Genomic DNA, 12,927 nt, shown 5'->3' with positions numbered 1-12,927 from the left:
TAACATATTGAAGGAAGAGGGAAAATATATGAAGAAGTACGGTGGCATTATTAAAAATGTAAATTTCATGAAATCAAAAGAAGATAAAGCTATCAGAAAGTTATTATCAGCATTAAATCCAGATACTGATTTGGGACCAGAACGTTTGTTTTTTGAGGCAACTCTTGTTGATGATCCTATTCATGGCTTTAGTAAAGGGAAAAGAATCCAGCAAGAAATAGTATCTATTATTTCTAATAGACAGATCGAGAGAAACTCGAAAATTTTATTTTAAGGTTCTAAAACATCCTTCGGCTGTTTTAGTTGGGGATATCGTTATTATTCTTTGATTCAATAAATCCAACATGTGATTGTTTTGATGAATGTCTTATTTTTCAACAAAAGGTTCCCTTCTGAAAGAATTATCTCAATCCCATCGAGATAGTCTACCCAAATATCATCATGATGTTTTAGTTCCAGTAAGCGAACTGCAAGAGTAGCAATGATAATATCATGTGTAACAAAAAGAGTCGTCAACCCTTCTGGTGGAAGATGAGAAACCATGTGTTTTAAAAGATTCAATATCGCTTCTCGGGGAGGGTAGAATCCTTTCATGGGATCATCATTAAAAAATAGCCTTTGGCATACACCTTCATGGCCAAATTTTTGCCAGTTTTCTCCAGCAATGGATTGGTTTGAAATAAAGGCACCAGGGTTGCCTAACATGGTATCAGAAATAATTGAAAGATCTTGTCGGCTTCCTTCTATGATATTTGAAGCTGTTTCAATGCAACGTGTTACAGGACTTGAATGAATTGAATGGATCTTTGAACCGTATTTTTCCCCTAAATATTTAGATGTTGTTTTTCCTTTTGATGTAATGGACAGTTTGTTCCCGAATGAATGTTGAGGGATCGGTGGGCGCTCAGCGTGGCGCATGATTATCAAAGAGCCTTTCTTTGGATTCTTTTGGTCACCTACACTATTCATGCGGTTGTGCCTCAATAACACTGATAAAACTGGGTCCACTATGAACAGAGACAATGCAAAAACCATTTGAATTCAGCAATTCCTTGTATTGCCGAATCGTTCGCTCTTTACCACCTGTAACTGCAATTAAATGAAGATCGCATAAATGCCCATTGGGTATCCCTACACGATGGTCGATGATGAGACAGCTCGTGAAATCACAGAAGAGCTTTTGGAAAAGGTTTTTCCCTTCATGGTTTGCAAAAGTGGAGTAGGTCGATTGGTTTTCGGTCGAAACCAAATTTAAAGACCTTGATCTCATCCCTGGGGCCAATGCCGGAAGCCTGTTACTATTAATAATAGTGTGTGCCTCTGAATTTGGCACTGGAAAATTCCGTTTTTGACGTAGTCCTCAGTGAAAAAATTTAAAGTGCCGATATAAATCGGAACTAATCACTGATAATGTCTTCGATCCATAGTGGAGTCATCTCATATCCCACTTTTTTTACCGGCAGATATTTTCTTTATTTCTGTATTTTTTTTGCCGGTATTATTCAAACAAAATCAGATCTTTAAAAATCGAACATTTGATGTCTCCGCTTGAATCATGTATCTTTTGACAGTGAATCCGCCCGGAGTTATGAATAACCTCTTTTTAAGGACTAATTTGCCATGGGTAGAAAAAATCTAAAATTTGTTTCTATTTCTGAAGCCGTAAAAGAGTTAAAAAACACCCTGATGATGCAATCTGAACTAAAAAAACAAGAAGAGATCAAACCGCTAATTGAGGGTTTCGGAAATTTTGAGATTCGAAAAGACCGAATAAAGATGCATCCATTAGATTTTGTCGATCGTAATGGGTTGTGGATAAAATCAGATAGCAGCGAACAATTCTATTACGGTGTCGACCTGGTGGAAATTTTTATAGATTTGGTAAATTCTAAGCCGCCAGAAATAATTGCAGAGGTATATTCAAGGATTGAGATGGTAAGTGCAAAAGTTGCCAGACACCCTAAAACTGATGGCACCGGGATTTTGGTTGAAACTGGAATGGAAAAATTCGAATGCATCCAATGCGGTCATTGCTGTCTTGATTTGTCAGATGCCTTTGAGACGTCTGTTCCTGACTCTGATGTGCTACGTTGGGAACGGGAAAATCGATATGACATTTTGGATTGGGTGGTTTCATTTGTAGGATTGAATGATATTTGGGTCAATCCGAAGACCGACGAACCAGTAGATCGCTGCCCTTGGTTAAGAAAACTCCCTAAAAAAGATAAATATATCTGTAGGATTCATGAAACCAAGCCCGACCATTGTCGAAATTTTCCGAAATCTAAAAGACATGCTATAGATAATGACTGCAAAGGATTTTCCGCAGAATAACCGTTTAACAGAGCCGAAGTGCTTGATTTATAAATGCCTGGAGGCCTTGCTTGATCACCAGTTATGAATACCAGATAGGAAGGACTGGCAAAAATAGTGATCGCCTTTTCTGGCAAGTCTTTGGGCGGTTAATAATAGACATAGTCCACATCGCAGCAGAATGGTGGTCTGTTAATTTTTATGTATAGAATTTTATCTTTCATCTATTGCGAAAGACTTTATAGAACCCTCTCGTTGAGATCCATGAGAAAACATTCTGGAACCGAGGTCTTAGAGATGATAGATTAAACTCCAATATAACGTAATGGGAGCTTATGCCTTTCACATAGGTTTACTCCAAATATAGTTGAATTGTATAAAAATTCAAAAATTCATCTCCTTGCAGGCCCACTCGGACACACACACCGATTTAAAAAATGCCCAGATCTGCAAAATATATGATAAGAGTTATTCATAATATGAAACATTCTGCTGCTACCACAATGCTTGAGGCAGGAATTGAGATTAATGTTATCCAAAAAATTCTGGGGCATTTCAAATATTCTATCAATTTTAAAAAAATGAACATTTGATTTTAGAATTATTCGGAACTGAAAGGATATTATTTCAAAGGAATTTATATGAGTGATAAAGAAAATATTATTTTGTTTCTTGGCAACGCCGATAATGACGGAGTCTTAGCAAAGTTAAAGGCTACTGGCACACTATACAAACGCAAAATGCTTGAATCTAAAAAACAAAATTGGGCAACCATCATAAAATATTTTGACAACTACAACGTGACCGCTGTTGCGGCTAAGTTAACTAACTATACATATAGTTTTTTATGCGATGCCACGTATAAGGAAGTCGGTGGAAATCTTTTCGGAAAAATATCCAAAGTTCCAAATATTTTCATGGCACATGAATTTTTAATAACTGGAGAGATAACCGATGAATTTGATACTAATAACCGAAGGTCAGAACCTTTTACAAAAGATCAAATACCCTTAAGTCCTATCAATGATGACACCTATTTTGAAGATCAATTCGATATAGGATATTTCAAACCACCCGACGAAGAAACAAGAACCAAAGTCGTTCAAATTTTAAAAGCTCATAATATTCAACTAATGCCATACAAAACGAATGCTGAATTAACCATCATAGTTACTTCATTTTTAGAACAAAATGAACAAAATCTAATCTTCAGGATTTATGTACCGGCTGAAAGAATGTGGGCCAATGAAGCTGAAAAACTCCTTCAACTGTTCAGAGAATATCTTCAGAAAGTATCCAAATTTAACATACGACAGGATCAATATAGAACAAATCAAGGGGTGATGTATGAATTTTTTGGAGACAATAATGTACCTCCTTCAACTCTCCCTGATAAGTTTACAGAATTTTCCACTTTTTTAGATACCTGTATTGCAAACCCTGTTAAAGCACAGGTTTTGTTGGAATCTAAAAATCTTAATAAAACAGAAGTATTCAATATAATTGACCGGTATACCAGAGAAGCAAGACGCTTACACATAGATTTGAAACAAGAAAGAGAACGAAAACTTTTAACTATAAAACATAATCTTGAGAGTGAATTAGCTGAATATGCTATAGTTGAAAAAGATTGGTCACTTATTGACAAAATAATTGATAATAGTATCCCGAGAATCGATGGTTTTAGTTCAGCGATAAGTTTTAATAGAGACGCCCTTCCACAGACTTCACAAAATTTAACGGTTAATATTAATCCCCAAATCATTGAAACTATCAATGGGGTAGTTGCTCAAGAGATTATTGGAGATCAACATATAGGACCTGATGCAAAATCATTATTAGATATCATCGAACAATATGGGTCTGACAAAAAAGTAGAGTTAACTTCTGCCGTACACGAATTAGTTGATCCGAATGTAAAAAAAACAGATAGAATAACTGCTAAACAAAAATTGAAAGGTTTCATTCTACCACTTGGAAGCAAAATCGGTGACATAGGAATGGGTATGATTCAATCATTTATTGAAAATCAAATTGGTTTTTAATAAAAAGTGAATCTATTTAATAAAATTGCACCGAGTTTTGCACCGAGTCAGCTTGAAATAACTGTCGATAAAGGATCTGTCAACCTTCTCTTAATCCGTCGCCCGGCAAGTGGCCAACAAGCCATTTAAAATTCAATTATATAGTTCAAAATTGATCAAATGAAGCTCTTTACCAAATTACAGTATTTAATATAAAAAATTGACAGTAGACTTCTGGCTATAATCATGGCCTTTCAGGATTGATAAATTCCCCCAGACTTTCCCTGTAATTGATCGCTTTCTTTATGTTTTTCGGGCCATAATATCTGGGATGCCACAATCTTTAATTTTGCTGGTATGATATCAACATAATTGGAAATAGAGCAGATTTTGATCAATACTCCGGAAAATTATTTTTCAGAATCCGCTAAAATGTGATCTATATATTAATTACCTGATTTTGCGGGAACCTTATTCAAGGCGGTTATTAATGTATTAAGTTGGTCTTTTGGAGAGAATACACTTACGGCCGGTGACGTTGGTTGCCTGCCGCTCTTGTGCACCATGGAACTTACCGGGTTGGAAATTTTTTCATAAAAAGTTTCTACGCAGGTCAAGGAACAATATGGTAAGGTCTCCCAAACCAGAGGATAAAAAGGAGGTGCTGTGGAAAAAGGAAAAAATTGGTTCAATCGGTTTCTGATCACCGGGTTCATAGTCTTTTCCATTGCCTTTTTAGCCTTCATGAATTCCAAGCCCCACACCTTAAGCTGGCTTGTCAAAACCATTCCCATTGCCTGTCTGGCCTTTTTTTCCTTCCTCAATCTGCCGGGGAAACGGCTGCTGGGGGTGGGGCTCGTGTTTTCCGGAATCGGGGATATTTTACTTGAGTTGCCGGTGGAGGGACTGTTTGAGGCAGGAATGGGGGCTTTTATCCTGGCCCATTTCTGCTATATCTTTTTGTTTTTACGAAAGCCTCGCCTTACCCTGATGCGAGCTCTGGTCATGGGGGGCATGATCCTATTTACCCTGGAATTTACTGTCATGCTTTACCCGGGGCTCGGCCCCATGAAAGTCCCGATTTTTGTATATCTCGGCGTCATCCTGGCCATGGGTTTGTCCGCCTGTCTGGGTCGCTACACCAACGGTATCATCATCGCAGGGGCAGTACTGTTTATTATTTCCGACTCTCTGATCGCCTATCCCATGTTTATTGCACCCATTGCTTATTCAAGTTTCTGGGTAATGTTTACCTATTATGCTGCCCAGGCCCTGCTGACCTACGGCACCCTGAAAATAAAACCGCAACGATAGGACCTTGACCGAACCGCCCCATACACTGCCGGCCTTATCTGGTCCGTGATGATTTCACGCAGATAATCACGGGAGACATCCGGTTTGGTATGATTGCCAGCAGCCGGTGAACAAACCCTCAGACTGACTGGCAACACTGGCAAAGTCGCTTTTAAAAGCATTGGGTGTCTTTCCCAAGAAGATAAGAAAAGACTTTTGAGATTGAGGAGAAAATATTCGAATGAGTAGAGCCCGTTGTGGGTTATATAGGGGCTTGTATGCAGTTAGGAATTAATGATTTTTATTTTCGGTGATTCTAATCAAATGGTCTATTAACTGTTCTATTATTTCTTTTGAATCTTTGTCGAGTTCATCAAATTTCTTTAAAAAGCAACTATTTTCTTGGTTCAATGGCATTTTAGTATCATCCTCATTTGCAAGGTAATCTAATGTAATGCCTAAAATTTTTGAGATTTTAACAATGATATCAAATGATGGCTTGTTTTTACGTTCATTTTCGATTTGCCAGATATAGCTTTTACTTGAATCTACCTTTTTTGCAAGTTGTTCTAAAGTAATACTTTTATCTTTTCTGGCCTTCTTTAATTTTATAGATAATCCTTCCAATCTAAACGGTCCTTTCTAAAGTGGGTTATAAAGCAGTTAATTATAGTAATACATAAAGTTCATTAAAACAATATTAATTGCTTGACAAAAGTTCGTTATAGTGATATATATAGTATATCCAATGCGAACATAAATTGAAAAAGATGTCTGAAAGATTGGATTTGGACGGTGCTAAATTTGTAAGGGGATGGGTCAGTATTTATTAAATATATCACAAAAACGAAGTATAAATAATTAAGGAATAAGAATGGGATCATCAAACACTGGAAAAAAAGTGCATCGAGTAGACTACAGCATCAGACTAATCGCAAGAGTCCACCATGAATTAAATTGCAAGCTTAATAATGTTACAGTCCTTTTGGATGAAGAAAGAAGGGTAAATAAAGGACTAAGAGAGCGCATTATGAAGTTGGAAATGCCACACGAATAAACCTTTACATAAAATATGCAGTTGTTCAGCATTTTGTTTTACCGAATAAAAAGAAAAGGAAAAGGAAAACGATGACACAGGTTTCTAAAAAATCAAATCTATACATTTTGGTGTTTCCAGAAAAAAAAGTAATAAAAATAGGGAAAGCAAATTCTATTCAGGGTCGAATTAATCAACTCCAAAAAATTTGGGGGAGTGTAGATTATAAGTCCTCTTATTCGATAGAGATAGAGAAAAAGAACGTTTTTAAGTTGGAAAACTCACTGCAGTTCATGCTTTCAAGGTATTCTGTCAAGTTTGAGGAAGGGGATGGGAAAACAGAATTTTTTTCAATGGATGCGATAGAACAAGCCTTAGAGCATATAAGATTATATTTATTGCCCACAGGAAACCCGGAAGCATTAAAAAAAGGCATTCAAAAATCGATTATAGAGAAGAAAAATAACCCTCAAAAGCCCCCCGATCACCCAAGCAAAATATTTTCGGATAAAACCACTGAATGTATCAATTCAATGGATAGTTGTACTGCAAATTTAAAGAAATTGTTTATCTTGATAAAAATTTTATTGCGCTATCAGTACCGAATACCATTTCAGTATGATGTCGAAGACGATACCATTTGTTTTCGTATAAGATATAATAATAGATCTCAATTTAAACTAATAGATTCCGTATTTTCTTTGTTTCAATTTTATATGAAGGATTCCTTTGGTTCAGTATCCTGGAAGATTTGCTCAGCCAACTTTGTTGATGGGGATATATTTCAATATAATCTAAATTTTAAAAAAGATGATCATCCCTACATGACATACATAAATACTCTAATTCGAGATGCTTTATATAAATTACCGCAGAAGTCAAAAGCAGTCATTGATAATATTCCAATTTTGGATTTCAATCGTACCTCTCGTTCAATAATCGCTTCCTGGAATGCATAGGCATGGGGTGTATGGGTTAATTCCATAGTTACCTCACACAAGCGATTATCCTGCATGTCTGCAGGAAGACCACCTGATTACGCACATGTGTGAGTTCATGAAAGTTCTTGTGAGTCTGCTTATTATTATGACAGAATTCTCAACTTGTCGTAATAATAAGAAGTATACGAGCAAGACCCCTTATGGACCTATCTTTTTGTTCCGTTTTTCTAAAATAAGATTCAAACTATTTTACCTAAAAAACTGAAAACCGTTGGCATTGTGATCTTTACTCTAATTACGACAACGACGGCAAGGGAACAACAGGGCAGGTGCTTAACCGGTCAACAGAGTCTTTTTCCGAGGTATACACCCCCCTATAGCCAACAATATTGCCCCTTTCGGCTCTTTGATATACAATTGAAAACTATGAAAATCAAGAAAGAAATATTGGATCTCGTCACCCAAGTCTTTGAAGATCCGGTCGTGGCAGAGAAATGGCTTACAGAACCAGCCTTTGGCCTGGGGGGTGAAATCCCCATTGAATATATCGGGACACCGGAAGGGCTTGCGGAAGTCCGGAATCTACTCGGGAGAATCGAGTAAGGAGTTTACACATGAGCCAAGACAAATGGTTTGCGATCAATAGCCGAAGGAAATTCAAACAGCGTCTTGATGGTGTGTTTGAACAGTTTTTAGGCTCCTTAAATCGTTTGGCTATTGTTACTCATATTAATTATGAGAGTTCTGATGATACTTTAAAATTCGATCCAAAACAGCAAGAAAAGATTATTTTTGTGGTCGAGTTTAAAGGATCAGAAAATATTCCTAAGATTTTCAAAAAGGCTCTTTCAGAAGTGATTGCAAAACCGTTTGCTATTATTGGTTTTGATGACTTAAAGGATGGGCAATATTTGGATTTTGAAATATCTGCTCGTGTGCCTTGTGAAAAAAGAAAAATTCAAGAAGAGTTAGCAGAATACTACAGCAAAGAAATAAAATTAGTATACCTCCTTCTCGGTCTGACTGTCGAAGAAATGTCGGATCGGATTAATGGTGCTCTAACGCCGCAAGAAATCCAGGACTATGAAGATTGTAGGGTCACAAATTTTGAGGATAATCCGCAAATTTTTTCTTTGCTCAAAGCAATCGAAATAAAGCGGGATTATTATTTCAAACGTTTTCAGCATGATCCCAAATATTATGAATTGGATAACATCAGAGTAATGTCTTTATTAGATCGATGCGCAGACTTAGAGATGATCTTGGGCCAACCACAAGGATCAATAAAAACTGAAAAGCAATTAAAAGAAGGAGTGCTCTTAGGAGTTGCGCATAAAACACTGGGCCGGTCTAAAGCTGCTGCTCTTTTAAATATCTTCGATGATGAATTTGGAGAAATTTAAAGATTTAAATAGGAGGTGAACATGGAAAAAGGAAGTGAAAAGAATGATCGTGGCCAACAATTGTGGTGGGGCCTTCATTTGATTCCTGGGTATTATTTGGGGTGGGCTGACTGGAAGATCAGAGTCTATCAAGTATATGACAATCAGTTAAAATTTCTTAATGAGGCCAGAGATCAGCAAGATTGGTACTTCGTTTTTCGGGAAGTTTTAGAGATCCAGGTGGGAGAAAAAACTGCATATTTTAAATATGTCCTTTTTAAACAGCTCAGCAAAAAAGATCAGGAGAAATTTCGTATCTGGGAATGGCGGTATGGGATCACGAAAATCGACCCGGAACCTGGTGAAAAGTGTATTCATCGAGATGACTTTCTCAATTTTAAAAAAGAACAACTCATCATCAGATACCATGAGCTTATGTCTGAACCACCGGAGTGAGATTATAAGGCTGATCAAAAAGTTATTGATGCTTGAAACATTCTCCAAGGGCAGCTTAGAGACCTCTTTAAAGATGATAAATATGGCTTGAGATTGATCGGGACTGTTTCGCCGTTCGCTGAAGAACAGAATCAAACTTATGGAAGTTTTATGTTTGACCCGTCCAAGCAAGAGGCATTTAAGATGGTTGTGGATTTCCTGGAATCTGGTGATTTGGATCGGCTGCAGAGCGTGATTGAGGGTGAAGTCGGGAAACCAGTTTCTTTTATTCCATGGTCCGACTTTAAAGATATAAAATCACTTGATCAACAATTGACAATTCTTCGGAGAGGCCCTGAACGATGGAATGTTATCTCAAATCCAGCACATTTTGAAAAAGAGTGGTTGGCTAATTAATTGTCCTTTAAAAAGGGTAGGATAAAAAACTGATGCATCGCAAAGAGCATGAAGATAGGAGTATTGAGACTTTTGGAAATCCATGGACAGAAATCCATAAATTTCTTGAGCAATATTTTGAAAAATATTGGATAGATCATCGCATCGTGTTGCACCACCAGCAAGGTATCGAATTGGTGATGCGGAAGTTTGGTGAAGAAGCAAGGGCCGTGGCTGAACAACACATTGCCGAAGGTGATTATCCTTTTTTAAAGGATAACTAAGGCGAATATTATCCCTTAAAAAAGGAGAGGTATGTCAAAAAAAGAAACCCCGGACCCCAAAAATCTTCTAAAGAAATCACGGAGAATAAGATGTATGACCGCACTCATTGAACATCAAAAAAACGAGCTGATGGAACTCGCTATAGCTGCTTTAAAGGACAAAAAACGGGCCGAGAAGTGGCTTGCATCGCCTTCCAAAAGCCTTGTGTGAGCTCATGGGAGTTCTTGTGTGTTTGCTTCCTTATTATGACAGAATTCTCAACTTGTCATAATAAGAAGAATACGAGCAAGGCCCCTTATTGACAAGGCCTTCCGTCTCATTTTTCTAAAATTAAATTCAAACTATTTTTTCTAAAAAACCTAAAATACGTTGGTGCTGTGGTCTTTACTCTAATTTTGACAACAGGACAGGTGGACAGGAGAACAAGAGGGTCTCTTTCCGAGGGATACACCCCCTATAACCAACAAACTTGCCCCTTTCCACGATTTGAGATACATTTATATATAAAAATCGAAAAAAGAAATTTAGGCGGTATAAATGAAAAGAGAAGAGCACGAAAAAAGAAGCATTGAGATGTTCGGGGATCCATGGACGGAAGTTCATGTCTTCTTGGACCAATATTTTGGCAAATATGGTCCGTATCATAGAGTTCTCTTGCACCACAGATTAGGTATTTTCCTGATTTGCAAAGAGATCCCCGGGCCTGTCCGGGCTGTCGCTGAGCAACATATTCTGGATGACCTCGGCTATATTCCTCTTGATCACGCCGCCCCGGAATTTACCATGGACCGAGATTTGTGTGATAGATGGACCCAGGGTAACGATTATAAAGCAGAAATTGAAAAATTATACCCAAACTGGAGGCCCGATGTATTACTTCACCGCTGATGAACACTATGGCCATGCCAATATTATCAAATACTGCAGCCGACCATTCAAGTCTGCAGAAGAAATGGATCAGGTTCTTATCGTCCGGCATAACTCCGTAGTAACTCCTAAAGACACGACAGTCCATATCGGAGATTTTTGCGAACCAAAAGACCGGCCTTTTGCGGAATCAATTATCAAACAGCTTAACGGCCAACACATTTTTCTTCCAGGGAGTCATGATCACTGGCTTAATCGTGGGCCGGCAAAGAAGGATCTGAGAATCGAACAGATAATTTGGACACATAATCACAAGAATGATGGAAAATCCCATGTAATTGTCTGTTGCCATTATGCAATGCGGAGCTGGCCACGGTCACATTATAACACTTGGCAGCTCTACGGTCACCATCATGGCAATGTGCCTCCTTACGGCCTCCAATTGGATGTTGGGGTTGATACTAATAATTTTTACCCGTATTCCCTTAAAGAGATCTTTGAAATTATGGAACCCAGGGAAGAACTGTTTAAAGCTGCTTTCCTGGTTTTTGAAAATAATTACAAAGATACATGGGATTGGCTTACCTCACCAGCCCACGGCCTTGATGGGGCTATCCCTAATAATTTTATTGGGACACCAGGTGGATTTGAGGAAGTCAAGAATCTATTAATTCAGATTGATGAAGGGATTTTCTCATGACAATGACTATAACAATTGCTCTCGATCTCGAAGGGACCCTGATCTCAGACGAAACAACCCGGATTCCCAGGCCTGGGCTGTATGATTTCCTGGAGGCTTGCAAGGAATTAGGACGGGTTATGATCTACACAATGGTCGATGAAGAGACAGCCGAAGAGATCACCCTGGAGCTTTCAAGCAAAGGATTTGCTCCAAATTGGTTTAGTGGCGTTGAGTGGGTTGACTGGTTTAGTCACGACACTGATTTTAAGGACCTCGATCTGATCCGTGGGTCTGATGCTAAACATGCAATCCTTGTGGATGATCATTTGGGCTTCGTAAAACCCGGACAGGAACATATATGGATTCCTATTAATTTTTTTTATCCACAAGATTCAAATGATGCCGAGCTTGAAAACGCCCTTTGGAAACTGAAACGGAAAATTAAAAAACTGACCGGCAAACCGGTGGACGTGTCCTGGCCAGGAGACAAAGATAAGAAGCTACAAGAGCTGCAAGATGAGATTGATGATCTGTTGCTGGATAATATCGAACTGCAGAAAGAAAAAGACAAGCTGACTCAAATTATACTTGAAGACGAATAGAAAGGCGCTGAAATATGAAAACTTATTTTGCGGTGTTGACTACAACAGAAACTGAATACCAATATGATTTCGTTGATCTGCCAGGGTGCGTATCGATTTCAAATATTGTTGATGAGCCTTCTTCTGGCTATCAGTTCAATGCCAGCATTGAAGCTGATGAGGTCTTAGAAACCTGGCTTGCTGATAACAGTGTGCCAGATAATCTCAGGTCAAGAGAGCAACTTTTAAAGTAGTATCCAGATGCAATAATTTCGAGCTTCGAAAAGTTTGAAGAACATGAGCTCAAAGCTCAAGAGGATCACGAAAAAGCGGCAAAGCATGAGTCGGGGAAGCGAAGAGGTGGCACTATTAAGAATTGGCAACTCCATCACCTGACCCTCCCAGGCGGGGACGAGAACCAAAAACTTTTTGCAGAGTATAACCCCACCGCCATGCTTGATCCTGGACCGCTGATGTTTTCGGGAACGGTCGTTGATGATCCAGCCCGTCGTTGGAAGCCAGGAAATCATATGCGTTCTTCGTATATTGTTTCAATTGATCGGGAAAAAGGAATTATTGAGACTCAAAATACCGTCTATAAAGTTATCGATGAAGGTGATGATGTCTTGCCGGATCTGGGGAATGGTATTTTAGGAGTCTTTTATTAAAAATCAGTTTTAAAAAGTAAACAA

At 38.2% G+C, this 12,927-nt stretch carries 19 protein-coding genes; 17 read left to right on the top strand and 2 right to left on the bottom strand.

Annotated features, from left to right (window positions below):
* Positions 1–28: 28 nt before the first annotated feature.
* Positions 29–274: a hypothetical protein gene (locus tag ACZ45G_RS13605; RefSeq protein ID WP_464178975.1), complete on the top strand. Its 246-nt coding sequence runs from the start codon at positions 29–31 to the stop codon at positions 272–274.
* Positions 275–330: 56 nt separating this feature from the next.
* Here the strand turns inward: ACZ45G_RS13605 and ACZ45G_RS13600 are convergent, their stop codons facing one another.
* A complete protein-coding gene (locus ACZ45G_RS13600; RefSeq protein WP_464178973.1) occupies positions 331–969 on the bottom strand; it encodes a histidine phosphatase family protein in 639 nt (212 codons plus the stop codon).
* 651 nt (positions 970–1,620) lie between these two features.
* Here ACZ45G_RS13600 and ACZ45G_RS13595 point away from each other — a divergent pair.
* From ACZ45G_RS13595 to ACZ45G_RS13580, 4 genes are all read left to right on the top strand, one after another.
* Positions 1,621–2,334, top strand: coding sequence for a YkgJ family cysteine cluster protein (locus tag ACZ45G_RS13595; RefSeq protein WP_464178971.1), 714 nt, complete (start codon positions 1,621–1,623; stop codon positions 2,332–2,334).
* Between the two features lie 416 nt (positions 2,335–2,750).
* Positions 2,751–2,906 (top strand): tyrosine-type recombinase/integrase, encoded by a 156-nt coding sequence (locus tag ACZ45G_RS13590; protein ID WP_464178969.1) that lies wholly within the window; start codon positions 2,751–2,753, stop codon positions 2,904–2,906.
* A 48-nt stretch (positions 2,907–2,954) separates the two neighbouring features.
* Positions 2,955–4,358, top strand: coding sequence for a hypothetical protein (locus ACZ45G_RS13585; protein WP_464178967.1), 1,404 nt, complete (start codon positions 2,955–2,957; stop codon positions 4,356–4,358).
* A gap of 645 nt (positions 4,359–5,003) precedes the next feature.
* On the top strand, positions 5,004–5,651 hold the full coding sequence (locus tag ACZ45G_RS13580) for a lysoplasmalogenase (protein ID WP_464178965.1): 648 nt from the start codon (positions 5,004–5,006) through the stop codon (positions 5,649–5,651).
* Positions 5,652–5,921: 270 nt separating this feature from the next.
* Here the strand turns inward: ACZ45G_RS13580 and ACZ45G_RS13575 are convergent, their stop codons facing one another.
* Complete coding sequence (locus tag ACZ45G_RS13575) at positions 5,922–6,257, bottom strand: helix-turn-helix domain-containing protein (protein ID WP_464178963.1); 336 nt, start codon at positions 6,255–6,257, stop codon at positions 5,922–5,924.
* Positions 6,258–6,758: 501 nt separating this feature from the next.
* Here ACZ45G_RS13575 and ACZ45G_RS13570 point away from each other — a divergent pair.
* The 12 genes from ACZ45G_RS13570 (at position 6,759) to ACZ45G_RS13515 (ending at position 12,903) form a co-directional block, all read left to right on the top strand.
* Positions 6,759–7,625, top strand: a complete 867-nt coding sequence (locus ACZ45G_RS13570) for a GIY-YIG nuclease family protein (protein ID WP_464178960.1) — start codon at positions 6,759–6,761, stop codon at positions 7,623–7,625.
* Positions 7,626–8,033: 408 nt separating this feature from the next.
* Positions 8,034–8,210 carry an antitoxin Xre/MbcA/ParS toxin-binding domain-containing protein gene (locus ACZ45G_RS13565; RefSeq protein ID WP_464178958.1) on the top strand — a complete coding sequence of 59 codons (177 nt, stop codon included), beginning with the start codon at positions 8,034–8,036 and terminating at the stop codon, positions 8,208–8,210.
* 11 nt (positions 8,211–8,221) lie between these two features.
* Entirely contained in the window at positions 8,222–9,010 is a 789-nt protein-coding gene (locus ACZ45G_RS13560; RefSeq protein ID WP_464178956.1) for a hypothetical protein, read from the top strand.
* 21 nt (positions 9,011–9,031) lie between these two features.
* Positions 9,032–9,445 (top strand): hypothetical protein, encoded by a 414-nt coding sequence (locus tag ACZ45G_RS13555; protein WP_464178954.1) that lies wholly within the window; start codon positions 9,032–9,034, stop codon positions 9,443–9,445.
* A gap of 150 nt (positions 9,446–9,595) precedes the next feature.
* On the top strand, positions 9,596–9,841 hold the full coding sequence (locus ACZ45G_RS13550) for a hypothetical protein (RefSeq protein ID WP_464178952.1): 246 nt from the start codon (positions 9,596–9,598) through the stop codon (positions 9,839–9,841).
* Positions 9,842–9,873: 32 nt separating this feature from the next.
* A complete protein-coding gene (locus tag ACZ45G_RS13545) occupies positions 9,874–10,104 on the top strand; it encodes a hypothetical protein (protein ID WP_464178949.1) in 231 nt (76 codons plus the stop codon).
* Positions 10,105–10,135: 31 nt separating this feature from the next.
* Positions 10,136–10,315, top strand: a complete 180-nt coding sequence (locus ACZ45G_RS13540) for a hypothetical protein (protein ID WP_464178947.1) — start codon at positions 10,136–10,138, stop codon at positions 10,313–10,315.
* Between the two features lie 327 nt (positions 10,316–10,642).
* The gene (locus ACZ45G_RS13535; protein ID WP_464178945.1) at positions 10,643–10,993 is read left to right on the top strand and encodes a hypothetical protein; all 351 of its coding nucleotides are present in this window, start codon (positions 10,643–10,645) and stop codon (positions 10,991–10,993) included.
* Complete coding sequence (locus tag ACZ45G_RS13530; RefSeq protein WP_464178943.1) at positions 10,974–11,672, top strand: antitoxin Xre/MbcA/ParS toxin-binding domain-containing protein; 699 nt, start codon at positions 10,974–10,976, stop codon at positions 11,670–11,672. Before ACZ45G_RS13535 ends, ACZ45G_RS13530 begins: the two co-directional genes overlap by 20 nt.
* Positions 11,669–12,256: an NIF family HAD-type phosphatase gene (locus ACZ45G_RS13525; protein WP_464178941.1), complete on the top strand. Its 588-nt coding sequence runs from the start codon at positions 11,669–11,671 to the stop codon at positions 12,254–12,256. Before ACZ45G_RS13530 ends, ACZ45G_RS13525 begins: the two co-directional genes overlap by 4 nt.
* 14 nt (positions 12,257–12,270) lie before the next feature.
* Entirely contained in the window at positions 12,271–12,489 is a 219-nt protein-coding gene (locus ACZ45G_RS13520; protein ID WP_464178938.1) for a hypothetical protein, read from the top strand.
* 12 nt (positions 12,490–12,501) lie between these two features.
* Positions 12,502–12,903, top strand: coding sequence for a DUF6957 family protein (locus tag ACZ45G_RS13515; RefSeq protein ID WP_464179953.1), 402 nt, complete (start codon positions 12,502–12,504; stop codon positions 12,901–12,903).
* The last annotated feature ends 24 nt before the right edge of the window (positions 12,904–12,927 follow it).

The organism is Desulfoconvexum algidum (genome assembly GCF_055382125.1).
The sequence above is the reverse complement of the archived record's forward strand: the minus strand, read 5'-3'. Positions and strand labels throughout refer to the sequence as shown.